Origin of the sequence: Mucilaginibacter gossypiicola, from assembly GCF_900110105.1 — a bacterium.
Classification (GTDB): Bacteria; Bacteroidota; Bacteroidia; order Sphingobacteriales; family Sphingobacteriaceae; genus Mucilaginibacter; species Mucilaginibacter gossypiicola.
In genome coordinates this window covers 297,898-314,902 of the sequence record NZ_FOCL01000008.1, presented here as the reverse complement: position 1 = coordinate 314,902, position 17,005 = coordinate 297,898, and the positions used below count along the sequence as shown (strand labels likewise).

Genomic DNA, 17,005 nt, shown 5'->3' with positions numbered 1-17,005 from the left:
GACAGGATAGCTTACTTTGTGATGACAGGTTGGCAGGGATTGTGGAGGTAGTTTAAGGTGAAAGGCGAAAGGTTAAAGGCAAAAGGTTGTTTTGTATTTGCTAATTGGCAGTATATCGTCTAACTTAAAACACGTTATCATAACACCGCTATGAAATATATCAGAGAAGGCAATAACAGGTTTGGAACCGTACTTTATACTATCGACGGCAATTATGTGCGGAAAGGCCAGGGCCGTTTTGGCGATATCTTATATACTATAGACGGCAAAATAGTAAAAAAAGGACAAGGGATGTTTGGGGATGTAGTTTGCAACATCGACGGTAACCTGATCAGGAAAGGCCGGACCCTTTTTGGCGATGTACTTTATAATATCGATGGAAATTTTGTACGCGAGGGTCGCAGCCGGTTTAATGATATCAAGTTTTATATTGATGAGTGACGGGTAAAGTTGTATTTGTATGAACGGGAGCTTATAGAATCAAGAAGTTAGCAGAATGTCGGGCAATTTTAAAAATTCTTTAATTCGTTTAATTCGAATTCAGACAAAAAATCAGCGGAATCAATGCAATCATTCTAATCAACGGTTCTAAGTAATGGCGTTGCCTGCGGCCCGGGCTATCCGCTACAAGTCCTCGCCTTACCTGCGCGCAAACCCTACCCACGCTGTGGGCTTTCCGCTACTATCCCTAACGCACTTTACGTTTTTATAATGCTAAAGGCTTTTAATAAAATCCTTACATTTATATCAATAAATAAAACGCCTCTGTTACTTAACACACTCAACAGGCTCATCACACTGCCTGGAATTGTATAACAAACAGCCAACAACACACCGGCTGTACCTTCTCTTTAAAAAAGCGAACTGGTTTCTTATTGTTATTTAATTCCCAACATCAAATGTTTTCTATACAGTCACAACGGTTACAAATGATACCGTTAACACACGAACAATTATTATTACTTAAACAAGACCGTAAGCTGCTGGAACTATCTATCGGCTTAACTCCATCGGCTATGCTGATCGATCCATTATATATCAAAGAGATTGAGGACGCCTTCGATAGTTTCTGGCTGCCCAATACGCTTGCCTTCCCCGATAAACACCTTTGGTATACCGGCTGGGAAATCGTTCTTAAAAGCACCAACACCGTTATCGGCGGCATGGGCTTCGCCGGATATCCTAATGACTTGGGCGAAGCGGAGATAGGTTATATGATCGATGCCAATCAGCAAAACAAAGGCTTCGCTACCGAAGCGTTGCAACTGCTTTCGCAATGGGCATTTACCCATGAATTTGTGAAAGCAATTATAGTGCATACCTATGCCGATAACCTGCCATCAAGAAGGATCCTTGATAAATGCGGGTTCACGCTAAGAGGTGACGAAGCAGGGTTGCTTACCTATAAGTTAAACAGGTAACAGTATCAAAAAAAGACTTACGATTATTCCCCCAGAGGGCGTCGTAAGTCTTTTAATATCTAAAACGTTTAACTTTCTAACTACTTTGAAGCATCGATAAGTGGAGTTTGATCGTAATAAGCTATCTCTACTGCAATTTTGCCGGCTTTATTAAACTCATCAAACTGTACCAGATGAAATTTAGCCGTTTTCTTTGTTTTTTTATTTACAGCAGTTACCGTCCACCACGATTGTACAGTAAAAGGATCTTTATCATATTGAAGACCGTCCGGGTATCCTACCTTCACTATTTTTATCTGGCCCCAATCTTTCGCTATAGCAGCCCAGCCCTTTTTCTGATCAGCAAGGGAAATTTTCTTAGGACTTGTTGGATCATAAAATATAGCTGTATCGGCATACAACTTTGCGAGGCCATTCCAATCCTGCTTTATAAACAGGTTGGTGGAGTTATTAACAATAGTAATATATGGATGTTCTTTATAAATGGTGCCGTTCTTTTTTGGCGCCTGGGCTAATGTATTACCAGCTAACAATACAAAAAGCACGATCAAAAAATTTTTCATTGTTTTAGGATTTAAGGGTTAAACTTGATTACAATACCACTTAAATTTAACAACAATAAATCAAAAAAATACGCTAATCAACTGACTATTAGAAATTTATACAAAAATTGTAAAATTTCTAACAATGAAACTTTTGTAAGCCTGAGAACATTAAAACAATACCAGGAGTTAAAGATTTAGTAAAACGCGTTCGGGGTTGGCGAAACGCACATTTACATCCACCGTTCAAAACAACCCGCTTACAGATAAAAGAAGCCAATTAAAACAAAAACGGCCTGCTCAATGAGCGGGCCGCTTTTAGTATCTGTTGAGATGAATAATTAATTATTCGCCTTTTTCAGCATTTTCTTCGTTTTCAGAAGGTGCAGGTGCTTCAGCAGCCGGCTCTTCTTTAACGTCTTCAACTACTACAGCTTCTTCTGCAGCTACAGGAGCAGCAGTTTTAGCTTTCGCACCAGAACCACCACGACGACGGGTTGATTTCTTAGCAGGAGCAGCAGCGTCAGCACCGTAAACAGTGTTGTAATCAACAAGCTCGATGATTGCCATTTCAGCATTATCGCCTAAACGGTTTTCTAACTTGATGATACGGGTGTAACCACCTGGGCGGTTAGCAATTTTCTCAGCAACTTCACGGAACAAGATTGAAGTAGCATCTTTATCCTGAAGGTAGCTAAATACTGTACGACGTGAGTGCGTAGTATCGTTTTTTGATTTTGTTAAAAGTGGCTCAACATAACCGCGTAAAACTTTTGCTTTTGCTAATGTTGTAGTGATACGCTTGTGTAAAATAAGCGAAGTTGCCATATTAGCCAGCATCGCTTTACGATGGGCTGTAGTACGGCCTAAGTGATTGTTTTTGTTTCCGTGTCTCATTGTTTTATATATTTCACGTGCATACCGTTGGGCGATAGGCTCAAGCCCTCGGAATTATGCTTTCGCTTAATGTTTGCAACAAGAACCAAGAGTTAAGAAATCAAGAAACAAGACATAATATCTTGATTCTTGCTTCTCAGCGTCTTGCTTCTTTCTTATTCTTCGTCTAACTTAAATTTAGACAGGTTCATGCCAAAAGATAAGCCTTTTGATTTAACCAGGTCCTGGATTTCAGTCAACGATTTTTTACCAAAGTTCCTGAATTTTAACATATCAGCAACATCGTACGATACCAGATCAGCCAGGCTGCGGATATCAGCAGCTTTAAGGCAGTTAAGGGCACGTACAGAAAGGTCAAGATCAACCAATTCGGTTTTAAGGATCTTGCGCATGTGCAGGATCTCTTCGTCAACTTCTTTGGTTTCTTCTTTAGCCTGTGCTTCAAGCATCATGTTTTCATCGCTGAACAGCATAAAGTGCTGGATCAGGATTTTAGCTGCTTCTTTCAAAGCATCTTCAGGATGGATTGAACCATCGGTAGCAATATCCAATACTAATTTTTCATAGTCGGTTTTTTGCTCAACACGATAGTTTTCGATGGTATATTTTACGTTTTTGATTGGGGTATAGATCGAGTCGATAGCTATAACACCAACATTAGCGTCAGGATTTTTATTTTCCTCGCTTGGTACATAACCACGGCCTTTACCTACAGTAAGCTCAACTTCAAGCGTTACTGAAGGGTCCATGTTGCAAAGTACCAAATCAGGATTTAATACAGTAAAGTTGTTAGAGAATTTGGTAATATCTCCTGCTTTAAATGCATCCTGGCCATTTACAATAACAAATATTTTCTCGCTGTCGCCAGATTCACCTGTTTTCTTAAAACGAACTTGTTTAAGGTTCAGGATGATCTCGGTTACGTCTTCAACAACACCTTTGATGGTTGAAAATTCATGAGTTACTCCCGAAAAACGAACAGAAGTAATTGCATAACCTTCAAGTGATGAAAGTAAGATACGACGCAGAGCATTACCAATGGTTACACCAAAGCCTGGTTCTAACGGACGAAATTCAAACGTACCATCAAAATCATTTGCTTTTTGCATGATAACCTTGTCTGGTTTTTGAAATGCTAAAATTGCCATTTATATCCTTTATTTATTGTTTACTAATTAATAGATCTGAGATTTGAGATATTAGATTTAAGACATTTAACCGTCTTTGTTCAACTATCTGGTACCTAAGAACATTCTTATGATTGATTTGTTTACGTATGTAACCAGAAATGAGATTTGAGAACAAGTCCCAAATCTCACATCTAATATCCAATATCTTATTATTTTGAGTACAACTCGACGATCAGGTTTTCCTTGATGTTTTCAGGGATCTCATCGCGGTTAGGATAGTTAAGGAATTTACCTGTTAAGTTATTCGCATCCCACTCTAACCAGCTGTATTTGTTGATTCTTCTACCGGCTACTGAAGTAGTGATAGCCTCTAATGATTTAGATTTTTCACGTACTGCAACCACGTCACCAGCTTTCAATGCATATGAAGCGATGTTTACAACAGCACCGTTAACAGTGATGTGTTTGTGGTTAACCAACTGACGTGCTGCTGAACGAGTAGGAGCAATACCTAAACGGAAAACAGCGTTATCTAAACGTGCTTCTAAGAATTTCAACAGGTTTTCGCCTGTGATGCCTTCTTTAGCTGAAGCACGGTGAAATAAGTTTTCGAACTGACGTTCTAATACACCGTAAGTGTATTTAACTTTTTGTTTCTCTTGCAACTGAGTTGAATACTCTGATTGCTTTCCACGACGTTTTGACGCGCCATGTTGGCCCGGTGGATAGTTTTTACGATCTAACGCTTTATCCGGACCGAAGATCGGCTCACGGAAACGACGGGCAATTTTGGATTTTGGTCCTGTATATCTGGCCATTTTTGTGTGTTCTTAAAGTATCAGGCAACCTGTAGCTGCTGAATCTTAGCTTTAAAAAATATGTTAATTAAACTCTTCTTCTTTTTGAAGGACGGCAACCGTTGTGCGGAAGCGGTGTAATATCTTTAATCGTAGTTACTTCGATACCTGCAGTTTGCAAAGTACGGATAGCAGATTCACGACCGGCACCAGGGCCTTTTACAAACACTTCAACTTTACGTAAACCTAAGTCATAAGCAACTTTACCGCAATCGGCAGCAGCTTGTGAGGCAGCGTAAGGAGTGTTCTTTTTTGAACCTTTAAAACCCATTTTACCAGCTGATGACCAAGATACTGCCTGGCCGGTTTTGTTGGTAAGGGTGATGATGATGTTGTTGAAAGTAGCATTGATATGCGCTTCGCCAACAGGCTCAACAATCACAATGCGTTTTTTGGTAACTTTTTTAGCTTTAGCCATTTTTTTAATTTTTGAATTAATGAATTACTGAATTAGCGAATAACTCGGACTCATTAATTATAATTTTCAAATGAGGTATTCCTGGCGATCTTAAAGCGACAACTACTCACCGCTCTCTGCTCACCAATCACTTACTACTTAGTAGCTTTTTTCTTGTTAGCAACTGTTTTACGTTTACCTTTACGGGTACGTGAGTTGTTTTTAGTACGCTGACCACGTAATGGTAAACCTTTACGGTGACGTGTACCACGGTAGCAACCAATATCCATCAAACGTTTAATGTTAAGCTGTACTTCTGAACGTAAAGCACCTTCAACTTTAATTTGCTCGTTGATGATACCACGTATAGCAGCTAATTGCTCATCGGTCCAGTCTTGTACTTTGATATTTACGTCGATGCCTGCTTCAGCTAAAATCCTTTGAGCTGTTGAACGGCCGATACCGTAAATGTAAGTAAGTCCGATTTCTCCTCTTTTATTCTTTGGTAAATCAATACCTGAAATCCTTGCCATATTTCTTGTAGTTTATTGAGTTATCGAATCATTGAATTATCGAATCGCTATCATCAGTAATTCAACATTCTCCAATTCAGTAATTGTTATTAGCCCTGGCGTTGTTTAAACTTCGGGTTCTTTTTGTTAATAACGTAAAGTTTCCCGTTACGGCGGATGATCTTGCAATCAGCGCTGCGCTTTTTGATGGATGCTCTAACTTTCATCTTTTTATTTATATCTATAGGTTATTCTACCCTTTGTTAAATCGTATGGGCTCATTTCCAATTTCACCCTGTCGCCAGGAAGAATTTTAATGTAGTGCATACGCATTTTGCCCGATATGTGCGCTATAATCTCATGACCATTTTCAAGTTCAACCCTGAACATTGCATTTGACAATGCCTCCCTAATTGTACCGTCTTGCTCAATCGAAGATTGTTTAGCCATATTTTGTTGATTATTACTTAATTATCCGCCCTAAAACCGGGATGCAAAATTAATAAAAAATTATTTAATTATTATTTTTTTCTTTTAAAACATTTTCTACGTAATCAAACGTCGATAAAATGTCTGGTGTACCTTTGCGTACTGCTACCGTATGCTCATAATGTGCCGAAGGTTTCTTGTCTGAAGTTGAAACTGTCCAGCCATCATCCCAGAATTTAACACCGGCACGGCCGGCATTGATCATCGGTTCGATAGCTATCACCATTCCTTCTTCAAGCTTGATGCCTGCGCCGCGTTTGCCATAATTAGGAACCTCAGGCTTTTCGTGCAGTTTTAAGCCAACACCGTGCCCTACCAATTCCTTCACTACGCCAAAGCCATTCTTTTCAGCATGCTCCTGTACCGCATGACCTATATCGCCTATACGCATTCCTACAACCGCTTTCTCAACACCCAGCTTTAAACATTCCTGGGTAACACGCATCAGTTTCTTAACTTCAGCGCTAACCTCACCAATAGCAAAGGTATAAGCCGAATCGCCGTAGTATTTATTTAAAATAACACCGCAATCAACAGATACCAGGTCGCCTTCGGTTAAAACATGCGATCCGGGGAAGCCATGTACAACCTGATCGTTCAGAGAGATACACAGTGAGTAAGGAAATCCGTGATAGTTTAAAAAGGCAGGCACACCGCCGTTGTCCCTGATAAAGGTTTCGGCAAGCTTATCCAGTTCTATTGTTTTAACACCCGGAGCGATAACCTTAGCTATCTCTCCGAGTGTTTTAGAAACAAGTAAAGAACTTTCTCTTATGAGTTCTATCTCTTCGACAGACTTATAATTGATTTTTGACATTACTAATTAAATCGCTGTCGGACTGGTACCGGCAGCGGCAGGCATAGCTGTACGTCCCTTAATCCGTCCGGTTTTCATTAAACCATCATAATGGCGCATCAACAAGTGACTTTCTATTTGCTGTAATGTATCAAGCACAACACCCACCAGGATGATCAGCGAAGTACCGCCAAAAAACCTTGCAAATACCGGAGATACACCAACCAAACTGGCAAGTGCCGGAATGATTGCTATAATAGCCAGGAATACTGATCCTGGTAAAGTTATCTTTGAAATTACGCCATCAATAAACTCAGCAGTAGTACGGCCTGGTTTAATGCCCGGTATAAAGCCACCGTTCTTCTTCATATCATCAGCCATTTGGTTAGGATTAACTGTAATAGCTGTATAGAAATAAGTGAACAGGATGATCAGGATACCAAACAACAGGTTATGCTCCCATGAGTTATAGTTAGCCAAAGCTATTAATATACCATTTGATGATACATTAGGGAAAAACTGCGATACAGTTTGCGGTATAAACATTAATGCCTGAGCAAATATGATTGGCATTACACCGGCAGCATTTACCTTTAAAGGTATATACTGGCGCACACCACCATATTGTTTGTTACCCACAATACGTTTAGCGTATTGTACCGAAATTTTACGTGTTCCCTGTACAATCAGTATAGTAAACATTACCACACCAATAAGGGCCACTATCTCAACAATAAATGCGATCAAACCACCTGCGCCGCCATTACGCGAAACAAACTCGGTAGTAAATGCCATTGGTAACTGGGCTATGATACCCACCATGATGATGAGTGATATACCATTACCGATACCTTTATCAGTGATTTTTTCACCTAACCACATTACAAATAATGTACCTGCCGTTAACACGAAAGTGTTAAGGAAGATAAAGGTGAAAGGATCTGCGATAGTCCTTGCATCGGCAGCAACCTGCGATTTAAGATAGCCTATAGCCTGTAAAAAGGTAATACCTATTGTTAGGTAGCGGGTCCATTGGTTTAGCTTGTTGCGGCCGCTTTCACCTTCTTTTTGCAATTTGGTAAAATACGGAACGGCAATACCCAGCAGTTGCACCACAATTGAAGCCGAAATGTAAGGCATAACACCTAACGCGAAAATAGAGGAACGTGAAAACGAACCTCCTGCAAACATATTCAGCAATCCTACTAATCCTTCTGCCTTTTGGGTTGATGCTATCGCAGCGTTAACGCCGGGTAAAACAACGAATGAGCCTACACGATATATTAAAAGAAATAAGAGTGTGTTAATAATACGCACTCTCAGATCTTCGATTTTCCAGATATTGGATAATGTGGTGAAAAATTTCTTCATCGAAATTATAACTTAACTATGGTACCACCTGCAGCTTCAATAGCTTTTTGAGCTGTAGCAGTAAATGCATGTGCTTTAACTTCTAATTTGGCAGTAAGCTCACCACGGCCCAGGATCTTAACCAGGTCGTTACGTGATACCAAACCGTGCTCTTTCAAAGTATCAAAATCAACAGCAGTAAGTGAAAATTTTGTTACTAATTCCTGAAGTACGTCAAGGTTTACACCTGTGTACTCAACACGGTTAGGGTTTTTAAAGCCTACCTTAGGCACACGGCGCTGTAAAGGCATCTGACCGCCTTCAAAGCCTACTTTGGTGCTGGTGCCTGAACGTGAACCGGCGCCTTTGTGGCCACGGGTTGACGTACCGCCACGGCCAGAACCTGTACCACGGCCAATTCTTTTTCTATTTTTGGTTGAACCTTCTGCAGGTTTTAAATTACTTAAATTCATGATATTAAATATTTTCAACCGCTACCAGGTGGTTCACTTTTCTAACCATCCCAACTATAGCAGGTGTAGCCTCAACTTCCACACTGTGGTTAATTTTACGCAAGCCTAAAGCCTCGATTGTTTTTTTCTGGCGTTCCGTTCTGTCGATCACGCTCTTAATCTGTGTTATTTTGATCTTAGCCATGACTGATTATCCGTTAAATACTTTACCTAAACTAATTCCGCGTTGTTGTGCTACTGTATTTGCATCACGTAACTGGGCTAATGCCGATACGGTTGCTTTTACCACGTTGTGCGGGTTTGATGAACCTTTTGATTTTGCCAATACGTTGTGTACGCCTGCCGACTCTAATACGGCACGCATAGCACCACCTGCAATTACACCGGTACCATTAGCTGCTGGTTTAATGAAAACAAAACCACCGCTAAATTTACCAATTTGCTCATGAGGTACAGTTCCGTTAATGATTGGAACTTTTACCAGGTTCTTTTTAGCATCATCAATGCCTTTTGCAATAGCTTCAGTTACCTCTTTAGCTTTACCCAAGCCGTAACCTACAACACCGTTTTCATCACCTACTACCACAATGGCAGAGAAGCTGAAAGTACGGCCACCTTTGGTTACTTTGGCAACACGCTGTATGCTTACCAAGCGGTCTTTTAATTCGATCTCGCTTGTTTTTACTCTTTTTATGTTGATTGTTGACATTTCTCTTTTCGATTAAAAGTTTAAACCACCTTCACGTGCACCTTCGGCCAATGACTTAACACGGCCATGGTACAGGTAACCGTTCCTGTCGAAAACCACATCTTTAATACCTGCAGCAATAGCTTTTGAAGCTACTAATTTACCTACAGCTACTGATTGATCTGATTTTGTACCTTCAGCGGCAAAATCTTTTGATAAAGATGATGCTGAAACTAAAGTTTTACCGGTTACATCGTCAATGATCTGCGCATAAATACCTTTATTACTTCTAAATACTGACAGGCGAGGACGCTCTGACGATCCTGAAAGGCGTTTTCTGATGCCTTTTTTAATCCTGTCTCTTCTTGATAGTTTAGCTCCCATGACGATTATTTTTTAGATGCTGATTTACCTGCTTTTCTTCTTAAAATCTCGCCCTGGAACTTGATACCTTTACCTTTGTAAGGCTCTGGAGCACGTAATGAACGGATTTTAGCTGCTACCTGACCAATTAACTGTTTGTCAATTGACTCAAGGATGATGGTTGGGTTTTTACCCTTATCAGCAGTGGTTGTAACTTTAATTTCTTGTGGCAATTCAAATACGTAGTGGTGAGAGAAACCCAACACTAAATCTAATGTATTGCCTGTATTGGTAGCACGGTAACCTACACCCACTAATTCCTGGGTTACTTTGTAACCTTCGGTTACACCAATTACCATGTTATTTAAAAGCGCGCGGTATAAACCATGTAACGCTTTGTGACGTTTTTGATCAGACGGGCGTTGAACCAGTAACTGACCGTCTTCCTGTGCAATAGTGATATCGCTATCAATTGCCTGCTGCAACTGGCCTTTAGGACCTTTTACGGTAACAACATTATCTGCTGCAACTGTAACGGTTACTCCTTGTGGCAGTGCTATCGGTGCTTTTCCTACTCTTGACATTGCTTAAATTTCTTCGATTAATAAACGTAGCATAAAACCTCACCACCAACATTTTGCTGACGAGCTTCTTTATCAGACATAACGCCTTTAGAAGTTGACAGGATGGCGATACCTAAACCATTTAATACACGTGGCATGTTTTCCATACCTGCGTATTTCCTCAAACCTGGTTTGCTGATGCGCGAAATGCTGCGGATAGCAGAAATTTTAGTTATCGGGTGGTATTTCAAAGCAACTTTGATAGTGCCCTGAGGACCATTTTCCTCAAACTTGTAATTTGCAATGTAACCTTTGTCGAAAAGCACCTTAGTGATTTCCTTCTTCAGATTTGATGCAGGAATTTCAACAACCCGGTGGTTGGCTTTAATAGCATTCCTTACTCTTGTAAGATAATCTGCGATTGGATCTGTATTCATTTTATTGTGTTATGACGGTGGTTTCCTTCCGGTAACATCCCGGGCGACCTTCCATCGGTTAATTCATTCATTTCAAGCTTAATGCATAAAGCAAAAAGCCTAAAGCTTTTATGCCTTACGCTTTTCGCATTTTTGCTTTCAGCTTTTGCTTACCAGCTTGCTTTTTTTACTCCCGGGATCTTGCCTTCAAGAGCCATTTCACGGAATGTAACACGTGAAATGCCAAACTGACGCATATAACCACGAGGGCGGCCGGTTAATTTGCAACGGTTGTGCAATTTTACCGGTGATGATGCTTTTGGTAATTTATCTAAAGCAGCGTAATCACCTGCTTCTTTCAAAGCAGCTCTTTTTTCAGCGAATTTAGCTACTAATTTTGCGCGCTTTACTTCACGTGCTTTTACACCTTCTTTAGCCATTGCTATTTTGATTTTTAAATGGTAAACCAAATTGTTTCAACAACTCCAATGCTTCAACATCGTTTGTTGCGGAGGTTACAAAGGTAATATCCATACCTTGGATTTTATTGATTTTATCAATATTTATCTCAGGGAAGATAATTTGCTCAGTAATACCTAATGTATAGTTGCCTCTTCCGTCAAAACCTTTATCGTTAATGCCTTTGAAATCACGGATACGTGGCAGGGCAACAGCGATTAAACGATCCAAAAACTCATACATTGTGTTGTCACGCAGGGTAACACGTACGCCAACCGGCATATTTTTACGCAATTTAAAGTTTGAGATATCTTTTTTAGATTTTGAAGATACTGCTTGCTGACCAGTGATGGTAGTTAACTCAGTGATGGTGTTCTCGATCAATTTCTTGTCGGTAGTTGCACCACCTACACCCTGGTTAATGGCAATTTTCTCCAATTTAGGAACCTGCATTACGCTTTTGTACTGAAATTTATCTTTCAGTGCGGTGCGGATCTCTTCCTTGTATTTTGATTTTAATCTTGGTACGTAAGTCATTACTTAATTTCCTCCCCTGATTTTTTTGCTACCCTTACTAATTTGCCGGCTTCGTTTTTCTGACGGCCAACACGGGTTGTATTACCTGTTTTAGGATCAACCAGCATTAGGTTTGAAATATGTATAGCAGCTTCTTGTTTAACAATTCCGCCGTTAGGGTTAGCAGCATTAGGTTTAGTATGTTTTGATACCATATTGGCACCTTCAACAATAGCCCTGTTCTTATCTACCAAAACCTCAACGATTTTGCCTTGTGATCCTTTTGAATCGCCGGCGATAACTTTAACCAGGTCGCCTTTACGGATCTTTAATTTTACTTTCTTTTCCATGTTACAATACCTCCGGTGCTAATGATACAATTTTCATAAATTGTTTCTCGCGCAGTTCCCTTGCAACAGGGCCAAAGATACGTGTACCTCTTGGCTCGTCCTGGTTGTTTAACAACACAGCTGCGTTATCGTCGAAACGGATATATGAACCGTCTTTTCTGCGGATCTCTTTTTTAGTACGCACAACTACGGCTTTTGATACGGTACCTTTTTTCACGTTACCTGATGGTAAAGCGCTTTTTACGGTAACCACAATTTTATCGCCGATTGATGCATACCTTTTACCGGTACCACCTAATACACGGATCACTAAAACTTCTTTAGCGCCGCTATTGTCGGCTACTGTTAATCTTGATTCCTGTTGTACCATCTTATTTAGCCCTTTCTAAAATTTCAACTAATCGCCAGTTTTTGGTTTTGCTCAGCGGGCGGGTTTCCATGATCAATACTGTATCGCCTACGCCACAAGTATTGTTTTCATCATGAGCCTTGAATTTGGTAGTTTTCTTTACGAATTTACCATAGATAGGGTGTTTCACCTTACGCTCAACGGCCACAACAATAGATTTTTCCATCTTGTTGCTTACTACGAGGCCGGTACGTGTTTTTCTTAAATTTCTTTCCATTTTTACTAATGTTTAAAAAATTAATTCTTTTCAGAAGCGGCCGCCGCTTTACGTTTTGTTAATTCAGTATTTAACTGAGCAATTCCTTTGCGTACTTTGGTTATACGGGACGGGTTCTCAATAGCTGAAACTGCATGAGCAAATTTCAATTTGGTTAGGGTAGCCCTTTCCTCGCTGATTTTAGCAACAATCTCTTCAGTTGATAGGCCCAAAATTTCTGAGTTCTTCATTTTTCTTTGTTATTTGTTGTCTGTTGGCAAGTTTAAACGTTGTATCGTTTTATTAATGATGGGTGAAATTCGGCATCAACTTCACAACATTAAAACTTTACAACTCTTCAACTAACTCCTCAATTTATGCTTCTACGTAATCCCTACGTACAATAAATTTAGTTTGCACTGGTAATTTCTGTGCTGCAAGGCGTAAAGCCTCTTTAGCAACTTCCAAAGGTACACCTTCGGCTTCAAAAATGATCCTTCCGGGGCGTACTACCGCAACCCAGTATTCAGGAGCACCTTTACCTTTACCCATACGTACCTCTGCAGGTTTTTTAGTTACAGGTTTGTCAGGGAATATCCTGATCCAAACCTGTCCTTCACGTTTCATAAAACGTGTTACAGCGATACGTGCAGCCTCGATCTGACGGCTGGTGATCCATGCCGCTTCGAGTGATTTAACACCAAAAGATCCGAATGAAAGTTCAGCACCACGAGTGGCTAAACCTTTCATCCTGCCTTTTTGCATCTTTCTGAACTTCGTTCTTTTTGGCTGTAGCATTTTCTTAAGCTTTTATATCGTTATTCGATATTTGTCTTGTACTTTAATTATTATCTCTTACCTGGGCCACCTGGGCGGTTTCCACCTTGTCCACCCGGACGGTTTCCACCTGGCCTGTTACCACCACCACGGCGGTCGCCACCTGGTTTCCTGTCGCCACGACGCTCACCGCCGCGCTCGCCGCCTCTTTCGTTACCACGGCCACCAAAGCCTGGCGCACCGCCTTCTGGCCTGCCACCTTTGCCGCTTGCGCTGCTGGTACCGCCAATGTTTGGAGAAAGATCGCGTTTGCCATAAACCTCGCCTTTGCAGATCCAAACTTTAACACCTATTTTACCATAGGTAGTTAATGCTTCTGCCAATGCGTAGTCAATGTCAGCACGGAAAGTGTGCAAAGGAATCCTGCCTTCTTTATATTGCTCGCTACGTGCCATCTCAGCGCCACCTAAACGGCCTGAAGTCATTACCTTGATACCTTCGGCACCCATACGCATGGTTGCAGCGATTGTGGTTTTCATGGCACGACGGAAAGAGATACGTGCTTCTAATTGTTTTGCAATGCCTTCTGCTACTAATTGTGCATCAAGCTCAGGGCGTTTGATCTCGAAAATGTTGATCTGAACTTCTTTTTTAGTAAGTTTTTTCAACTCTTCTTTGATCTTGTCAACTTCCTGACCGCCTTTACCGATCACAATACCCGGACGGGCAGTGTGGATAGTTACGGTAATGCGTTTTAAAGTACGCTCAATAACTACTTTAGATACACCACCTTTAGCAATACGAGCTGAAAGGTATTTGCGGATTTTTTCGTCTTCAACTAATTTGTCGGAGTAGTTGTTACCACCGAACCAGTTAGAATCCCAACCTCTGATGATTCCTAACCTGTTACCTATTGGATGTGCTTTCTGTCCCATTTCAAATTAATTGTTTTCGTTTTTACTATCCACAACAAGTGTTACGTGGTTTGAGCGTTTGCGGATACGGTATCCCCTTCCTTGCGGAGCAGGGCGTAACCTTTTTAACTGACGGCCACCGCCTACAGATACTTCCTTAACAAAAAGGTTGCTGTCTTCAACACGTTTGCCTTCGTTTTTTGCTTCCCAGTTTTTGATTGCTGATAACAAAAGTTTCTCTACACGAATAGCAGCTTCTTTGTTAGTAAATTTTAATATGTATAACGCTTTCTCAACGTTTTCACCGCGGATCAAATCAACCACCAAACGCATTTTGCGTGGTGAAGTTGGACAGTCCTGTAACTTAGCAACAGAAGCGCCGCCTACAAGAGCTTTCGCAGCTTCTTTTTGTTGCCTGATCAGTACAGACTTTTTAATTTTTGTTGTTGCTTCCATTGCCTGTTATTTTTTCTTTTCTGCGTGTCCGCGGAATGTACGGGTTGGGGCAAACTCTCCAAGCTTGTGACCAACCATGTTTTCTGTTACGTACACAGGGATAAACTTGTTACCGTTGTGTACAGCGAATGTATGACCAACGAAATCAGGAGAGATCATGGAACGACGTGACCATGTTTTTACAACTGATTTTTTATTTGCATCATTCAGCACCATAACTTTCTTGTCTAAGTTATGATCGATGTAAGGTCCTTTTTTTATTGAACGAGCCATTATTTCTTCCTTCTTTCAATGATGTAACGATCCGATGTTTTCTTCTTGTCACGAGTTTTATAGCCTTTAGCCAATAAACCTTTACGTGAACGTGGATGACCACCTGAGGCACGGCCTTCACCACCACCCATAGGGTGATCTACCGGGTTCATGGCTACACCACGTACCCTTGGCCTGCGGCCTAACCAACGGTTACGGCCTGCTTTACCTAACACAGCATTTGCCCTTTCGCCATTTGAAACGGTACCGATAGTTGCCAAGCAAGTTGACAATATCATACGTGTTTCGCCTGAAGGCAATTTAATGATAGCATATTTACCATCACGTGCTGACAATTGAGCGTATGTACCGGCGCTGCGGGCAATTACACCACCCTGGCCAGGATTTAACTCAATGTTGTGGATAATTGAACCAAGAGGGATATTTTTCAATGGTAAAGTGTTACCTACTTCAGGAGCTGCTGTAGCACCTGCAGTAACAATTGTACCTACTGTTAAGCCTTCCGGAGCAATCATGTATCGTTTCTCACCATCAGCAAAGTGTAGCAGGGCTATACGTGCCGAACGGTTAGGATCGTACTCGATAGTTGCAACTTTTGCCGGGATATCAAACTTGTTACGTTTAAAATCAATTAACCTGTATGCTTGTTTATGACCACCACCTAAGTAGCGCATAGTCATTTTACCGCTGTTGTTACGACCGCCCGATCTTGTGTTGGCTGCTACAACCAACGACTTTTCAGGAACGTTTGTTGTAATATCTGAGTTAGATACATCAACTCTGAAGCGGGTACCCGGGGTAACCGGTTTAAATCTCTTTACTGCCATTTCTATAATTATATATTGCTGTAAAAATCAATTACTTCTCCGTCCTTCAACGTAACGATCGCTTTTTTGTAAGTAGCTGAACGGCCTTGAACAGCGCCAGCCTTAGTATTGCGGGTTTTTAGTTTACCGACGTATTTCATGGTGTTCACCGCAGTGATATTTACACCATACATTGCCTCAATGGCATTTTTGATCTGAATTTTGTTAGCCCTGTGATCAACTTTGAAAGCATAACGGTTAAGCTTTTCAGTTAACTGAGTAACTTTTTCAGTAAGTAGGGGTTGTTTTAAAATTTCCATAATTACTTAGCTAATGCTTCCTCCAAAGTTTTAACAGCACCTGTAGTAAGCAAAAGTTTGCCAGCATTCAACACATCATAAGTGTTTAATTGCTCAACAGAAATTACTTTGCTTTTTTTCAGGTTTCTGCTTGATAAATAAACATTGTTATTTTCAGCGCCTGCTACTACTAATAATGTTTTATCATTAGTAACATTCAAATCGGCCTCCAACTTAATGTAGTTTTTAGTTTTGATGTTATCAAAATTAAAATCCTCTAACACTAAAATGTTGTTATCCTTTGCTTTGTATGATAAAGCAGAGTTACGGGCCAGTGATTTAAGCTTTTTGTTTAATTTGAAGCTGTAATCACGTGGTTGCGGACCGAATACACGGCCACCACCGTTAAATAATGGTGATTTAATACCACCGGCACGGGCACCGCCTGTACCTTTTTGCTTATATAGCTTGCGGGTTGAACCTGCAATCTCATTACGCTGTTTTGATTTGTGTGTACCCTGACGTTGATTAGCAAGATATTGCTTAACATCAAGATAGATAGCGTGATCATTTGGCTCAATACCGAAGATCGATTCAGGAAGCTGCACCTTGGCACCTGTTTGTTTACCTGATACGTTTAATACGTTAACTTCCAT

The 17,005-nt window shown here is 40.7% G+C and carries 31 protein-coding genes; 2 read left to right on the top strand and 29 right to left on the bottom strand.

The annotated features are described in order from the left end of the window. Positions 1-150 precede the first annotated feature (150 nt). Together BMX50_RS24740 and BMX50_RS24735 are read left to right on the top strand one after the other, a co-directional pair. Positions 151-441 carry a hypothetical protein gene (locus tag BMX50_RS24740; RefSeq protein WP_091216013.1) on the top strand — a complete coding sequence of 97 codons (291 nt, stop codon included), beginning with the start codon at positions 151-153 and terminating at the stop codon, positions 439-441. A gap of 488 nt (positions 442-929) precedes the next feature. Then, positions 930-1,421, top strand: coding sequence for a GNAT family N-acetyltransferase (locus tag BMX50_RS24735; protein WP_167668102.1), 492 nt, complete (start codon positions 930-932; stop codon positions 1,419-1,421). A gap of 80 nt (positions 1,422-1,501) precedes the next feature. Here BMX50_RS24735 and BMX50_RS24730 read toward each other — a convergent pair whose 3' ends face one another. The 29 genes from BMX50_RS24730 to rplD all read right to left on the bottom strand — a co-directional run bounded on the left by BMX50_RS24730 (position 1,502) and on the right by rplD (position 17,005). After that, a complete protein-coding gene (locus tag BMX50_RS24730; protein WP_091216007.1) occupies positions 1,502-1,984 on the bottom strand; it encodes a nuclear transport factor 2 family protein in 483 nt (160 codons plus the stop codon). 324 nt (positions 1,985-2,308) lie between these two features. After that, on the bottom strand, positions 2,309-2,860 hold the full coding sequence (gene rplQ / locus BMX50_RS24725) for a 50S ribosomal protein L17 (protein WP_091216004.1): 552 nt from the start codon (positions 2,858-2,860) through the stop codon (positions 2,309-2,311). A gap of 155 nt (positions 2,861-3,015) precedes the next feature. Continuing rightward, the gene (locus BMX50_RS24720; protein ID WP_091216000.1) at positions 3,016-4,008 is read right to left on the bottom strand and encodes a DNA-directed RNA polymerase subunit alpha; all 993 of its coding nucleotides are present in this window, start codon (positions 4,006-4,008) and stop codon (positions 3,016-3,018) included. A 191-nt stretch (positions 4,009-4,199) separates the two neighbouring features. Then, a complete protein-coding gene (gene rpsD / locus BMX50_RS24715) occupies positions 4,200-4,808 on the bottom strand; it encodes a 30S ribosomal protein S4 (protein ID WP_091215997.1) in 609 nt (202 codons plus the stop codon). A 67-nt stretch (positions 4,809-4,875) separates the two neighbouring features. Further along, positions 4,876-5,265, bottom strand: coding sequence for a 30S ribosomal protein S11 (gene rpsK, locus BMX50_RS24710; protein WP_090529224.1), 390 nt, complete (start codon positions 5,263-5,265; stop codon positions 4,876-4,878). A gap of 134 nt (positions 5,266-5,399) precedes the next feature. Next, the gene (gene rpsM / locus BMX50_RS24705; RefSeq protein WP_091215993.1) at positions 5,400-5,777 is read right to left on the bottom strand and encodes a 30S ribosomal protein S13; all 378 of its coding nucleotides are present in this window, start codon (positions 5,775-5,777) and stop codon (positions 5,400-5,402) included. Between the two features lie 89 nt (positions 5,778-5,866). Further along, entirely contained in the window at positions 5,867-5,983 is a 117-nt protein-coding gene (gene ykgO / locus BMX50_RS24700) for a type B 50S ribosomal protein L36 (protein ID WP_022833269.1), read from the bottom strand. A 4-nt stretch (positions 5,984-5,987) separates the two neighbouring features. Continuing rightward, positions 5,988-6,206 carry a translation initiation factor IF-1 gene (infA, locus tag BMX50_RS24695; protein ID WP_022833270.1) on the bottom strand — a complete coding sequence of 73 codons (219 nt, stop codon included), beginning with the start codon at positions 6,204-6,206 and terminating at the stop codon, positions 5,988-5,990. Positions 6,207-6,270: 64 nt separating this feature from the next. Next, positions 6,271-7,062: a type I methionyl aminopeptidase gene (gene map / locus BMX50_RS24690; RefSeq protein WP_091215989.1), complete on the bottom strand. Its 792-nt coding sequence runs from the start codon at positions 7,060-7,062 to the stop codon at positions 6,271-6,273. A gap of 6 nt (positions 7,063-7,068) precedes the next feature. Continuing rightward, a complete protein-coding gene (secY, locus tag BMX50_RS24685; RefSeq protein ID WP_091215986.1) occupies positions 7,069-8,412 on the bottom strand; it encodes a preprotein translocase subunit SecY in 1,344 nt (447 codons plus the stop codon). Positions 8,413-8,417: 5 nt separating this feature from the next. Further along, on the bottom strand, positions 8,418-8,864 hold the full coding sequence (gene rplO, locus BMX50_RS24680) for a 50S ribosomal protein L15 (RefSeq protein WP_090529235.1): 447 nt from the start codon (positions 8,862-8,864) through the stop codon (positions 8,418-8,420). 4 nt (positions 8,865-8,868) lie between these two features. After that, complete coding sequence (rpmD, locus tag BMX50_RS24675) at positions 8,869-9,048, bottom strand: 50S ribosomal protein L30 (protein WP_022833274.1); 180 nt, start codon at positions 9,046-9,048, stop codon at positions 8,869-8,871. Between the two features lie 6 nt (positions 9,049-9,054). Then, complete coding sequence (gene rpsE, locus BMX50_RS24670; protein WP_090529238.1) at positions 9,055-9,573, bottom strand: 30S ribosomal protein S5; 519 nt, start codon at positions 9,571-9,573, stop codon at positions 9,055-9,057. 12 nt (positions 9,574-9,585) lie between these two features. Beyond that, positions 9,586-9,936: a 50S ribosomal protein L18 gene (rplR, locus tag BMX50_RS24665; RefSeq protein ID WP_091215983.1), complete on the bottom strand. Its 351-nt coding sequence runs from the start codon at positions 9,934-9,936 to the stop codon at positions 9,586-9,588. 5 nt (positions 9,937-9,941) lie between these two features. Then, on the bottom strand, positions 9,942-10,499 hold the full coding sequence (gene rplF, locus BMX50_RS24660; RefSeq protein ID WP_091215980.1) for a 50S ribosomal protein L6: 558 nt from the start codon (positions 10,497-10,499) through the stop codon (positions 9,942-9,944). 17 nt (positions 10,500-10,516) lie between these two features. Continuing rightward, positions 10,517-10,915, bottom strand: coding sequence for a 30S ribosomal protein S8 (gene rpsH, locus BMX50_RS24655; RefSeq protein ID WP_091215977.1), 399 nt, complete (start codon positions 10,913-10,915; stop codon positions 10,517-10,519). A gap of 149 nt (positions 10,916-11,064) precedes the next feature. Further along, complete coding sequence (rpsN, locus tag BMX50_RS24650; RefSeq protein ID WP_091215973.1) at positions 11,065-11,334, bottom strand: 30S ribosomal protein S14; 270 nt, start codon at positions 11,332-11,334, stop codon at positions 11,065-11,067. Further along, complete coding sequence (gene rplE / locus BMX50_RS24645; protein ID WP_091215970.1) at positions 11,327-11,890, bottom strand: 50S ribosomal protein L5; 564 nt, start codon at positions 11,888-11,890, stop codon at positions 11,327-11,329. The genes rpsN and rplE overlap by 8 nt, the downstream gene beginning before the upstream one ends. Continuing rightward, positions 11,890-12,219: a 50S ribosomal protein L24 gene (gene rplX / locus BMX50_RS24640; RefSeq protein WP_091215966.1), complete on the bottom strand. Its 330-nt coding sequence runs from the start codon at positions 12,217-12,219 to the stop codon at positions 11,890-11,892. The genes rplE and rplX overlap by 1 nt, the downstream gene beginning before the upstream one ends. 1 nt (position 12,220) lies before the next feature. Further along, positions 12,221-12,589, bottom strand: coding sequence for a 50S ribosomal protein L14 (gene rplN / locus BMX50_RS24635; protein ID WP_090529260.1), 369 nt, complete (start codon positions 12,587-12,589; stop codon positions 12,221-12,223). 1 nt (position 12,590) lies between these two features. After that, complete coding sequence (gene rpsQ, locus BMX50_RS24630; protein WP_090529263.1) at positions 12,591-12,845, bottom strand: 30S ribosomal protein S17; 255 nt, start codon at positions 12,843-12,845, stop codon at positions 12,591-12,593. Positions 12,846-12,865: 20 nt separating this feature from the next. Further along, positions 12,866-13,075, bottom strand: a complete 210-nt coding sequence (gene rpmC / locus BMX50_RS24625) for a 50S ribosomal protein L29 (RefSeq protein WP_090529266.1) — start codon at positions 13,073-13,075, stop codon at positions 12,866-12,868. Between the two features lie 124 nt (positions 13,076-13,199). Further along, the gene (gene rplP, locus BMX50_RS24620; protein WP_090529269.1) at positions 13,200-13,622 is read right to left on the bottom strand and encodes a 50S ribosomal protein L16; all 423 of its coding nucleotides are present in this window, start codon (positions 13,620-13,622) and stop codon (positions 13,200-13,202) included. A gap of 50 nt (positions 13,623-13,672) precedes the next feature. After that, positions 13,673-14,536: a 30S ribosomal protein S3 gene (gene rpsC, locus BMX50_RS24615; protein WP_091215961.1), complete on the bottom strand. Its 864-nt coding sequence runs from the start codon at positions 14,534-14,536 to the stop codon at positions 13,673-13,675. A 6-nt stretch (positions 14,537-14,542) separates the two neighbouring features. Next, on the bottom strand, positions 14,543-14,971 hold the full coding sequence (gene rplV, locus BMX50_RS24610; RefSeq protein ID WP_091165379.1) for a 50S ribosomal protein L22: 429 nt from the start codon (positions 14,969-14,971) through the stop codon (positions 14,543-14,545). 6 nt (positions 14,972-14,977) lie between these two features. Beyond that, positions 14,978-15,244: a 30S ribosomal protein S19 gene (gene rpsS / locus BMX50_RS24605; RefSeq protein ID WP_022832979.1), complete on the bottom strand. Its 267-nt coding sequence runs from the start codon at positions 15,242-15,244 to the stop codon at positions 14,978-14,980. Further along, positions 15,244-16,071, bottom strand: a complete 828-nt coding sequence (gene rplB / locus BMX50_RS24600) for a 50S ribosomal protein L2 (protein WP_091215957.1) — start codon at positions 16,069-16,071, stop codon at positions 15,244-15,246. The genes rpsS and rplB overlap by 1 nt, the downstream gene beginning before the upstream one ends. An 8-nt stretch (positions 16,072-16,079) precedes the next feature. Further along, a complete protein-coding gene (rplW, locus tag BMX50_RS24595; RefSeq protein ID WP_091215952.1) occupies positions 16,080-16,370 on the bottom strand; it encodes a 50S ribosomal protein L23 in 291 nt (96 codons plus the stop codon). A 2-nt stretch (positions 16,371-16,372) separates the two neighbouring features. Then, a complete protein-coding gene (gene rplD, locus BMX50_RS24590; RefSeq protein ID WP_091215947.1) occupies positions 16,373-17,005 on the bottom strand; it encodes a 50S ribosomal protein L4 in 633 nt (210 codons plus the stop codon).

Excerpts from the sequence above, each read along its gene's own strand:
- rplV (WP_091165379.1), bottom strand. The coding sequence starts at position 14,971 with ATGGAAGCAACAACAAAAATTAAAAAGTCTGTACTGATCAGGCAACAA.
- infA (WP_022833270.1), bottom strand. The coding sequence starts at position 6,206 with ATGGCTAAACAATCTTCGATTGAGCAAGACGGTACAATTAGGGAGGCA.
- rplD (WP_091215947.1), bottom strand. The coding sequence starts at position 17,005 with ATGGAAGTTAACGTATTAAACGTATCAGGTAAACAAACAGGTGCCAAG.
- rplQ (WP_091216004.1), bottom strand. The coding sequence starts at position 2,860 with ATGAGACACGGAAACAAAAACAATCACTTAGGCCGTACTACAGCCCAT.
- rpsH (WP_091215977.1), bottom strand. The coding sequence starts at position 10,915 with ATGAATACAGATCCAATCGCAGATTATCTTACAAGAGTAAGGAATGCT.
- rplF (WP_091215980.1), bottom strand. The coding sequence starts at position 10,499 with ATGTCAAGAGTAGGAAAAGCACCGATAGCACTGCCACAAGGAGTAACC.
- rplB (WP_091215957.1), bottom strand. The coding sequence starts at position 16,071 with ATGGCAGTAAAGAGATTTAAACCGGTTACCCCGGGTACCCGCTTCAGA.
- ykgO (WP_022833269.1), bottom strand. The coding sequence starts at position 5,983 with ATGAAAGTTAGAGCATCCATCAAAAAGCGCAGCGCTGATTGCAAGATC.
- rpmD (WP_022833274.1), bottom strand. The coding sequence starts at position 9,048 with ATGGCTAAGATCAAAATAACACAGATTAAGAGCGTGATCGACAGAACG.
- rplO (WP_090529235.1), bottom strand. The coding sequence starts at position 8,864 with ATGAATTTAAGTAATTTAAAACCTGCAGAAGGTTCAACCAAAAATAGA.
- BMX50_RS24735 (WP_167668102.1), top strand. The coding sequence starts at position 930 with ATGATACCGTTAACACACGAACAATTATTATTACTTAAACAAGACCGT.
- rpsN (WP_091215973.1), bottom strand. The coding sequence starts at position 11,334 with ATGGCTAAAGAAGGTGTAAAAGCACGTGAAGTAAAGCGCGCAAAATTA.
- BMX50_RS24720 (WP_091216000.1), bottom strand. The coding sequence starts at position 4,008 with ATGGCAATTTTAGCATTTCAAAAACCAGACAAGGTTATCATGCAAAAA.
- rpsC (WP_091215961.1), bottom strand. The coding sequence starts at position 14,536 with ATGGGACAGAAAGCACATCCAATAGGTAACAGGTTAGGAATCATCAGA.
- rplP (WP_090529269.1), bottom strand. The coding sequence starts at position 13,622 with ATGCTACAGCCAAAAAGAACGAAGTTCAGAAAGATGCAAAAAGGCAGG.
- rpsK (WP_090529224.1), bottom strand. The coding sequence starts at position 5,265 with ATGGCTAAAGCTAAAAAAGTTACCAAAAAACGCATTGTGATTGTTGAG.
- BMX50_RS24730 (WP_091216007.1), bottom strand. The coding sequence starts at position 1,984 with ATGAAAAATTTTTTGATCGTGCTTTTTGTATTGTTAGCTGGTAATACA.
- rpsS (WP_022832979.1), bottom strand. The coding sequence starts at position 15,244 with ATGGCTCGTTCAATAAAAAAAGGACCTTACATCGATCATAACTTAGAC.
- rplN (WP_090529260.1), bottom strand. The coding sequence starts at position 12,589 with ATGGTACAACAGGAATCAAGATTAACAGTAGCCGACAATAGCGGCGCT.
- rpsQ (WP_090529263.1), bottom strand. The coding sequence starts at position 12,845 with ATGGAAAGAAATTTAAGAAAAACACGTACCGGCCTCGTAGTAAGCAAC.
- rpsM (WP_091215993.1), bottom strand. The coding sequence starts at position 5,777 with ATGGCAAGGATTTCAGGTATTGATTTACCAAAGAATAAAAGAGGAGAA.
- map (WP_091215989.1), bottom strand. The coding sequence starts at position 7,062 with ATGTCAAAAATCAATTATAAGTCTGTCGAAGAGATAGAACTCATAAGA.
- rplE (WP_091215970.1), bottom strand. The coding sequence starts at position 11,890 with ATGACTTACGTACCAAGATTAAAATCAAAATACAAGGAAGAGATCCGC.
- secY (WP_091215986.1), bottom strand. The coding sequence starts at position 8,412 with ATGAAGAAATTTTTCACCACATTATCCAATATCTGGAAAATCGAAGAT.
- rplX (WP_091215966.1), bottom strand. The coding sequence starts at position 12,219 with ATGGAAAAGAAAGTAAAATTAAAGATCCGTAAAGGCGACCTGGTTAAA.
- rpsD (WP_091215997.1), bottom strand. The coding sequence starts at position 4,808 with ATGGCCAGATATACAGGACCAAAATCCAAAATTGCCCGTCGTTTCCGT.
- rplW (WP_091215952.1), bottom strand. The coding sequence starts at position 16,370 with ATGGAAATTTTAAAACAACCCCTACTTACTGAAAAAGTTACTCAGTTA.
- rplR (WP_091215983.1), bottom strand. The coding sequence starts at position 9,936 with ATGGGAGCTAAACTATCAAGAAGAGACAGGATTAAAAAAGGCATCAGA.
- rpsE (WP_090529238.1), bottom strand. The coding sequence starts at position 9,573 with ATGTCAACAATCAACATAAAAAGAGTAAAAACAAGCGAGATCGAATTA.
- BMX50_RS24740 (WP_091216013.1), top strand. The coding sequence starts at position 151 with ATGAAATATATCAGAGAAGGCAATAACAGGTTTGGAACCGTACTTTAT.
- rpmC (WP_090529266.1), bottom strand. The coding sequence starts at position 13,075 with ATGAAGAACTCAGAAATTTTGGGCCTATCAACTGAAGAGATTGTTGCT.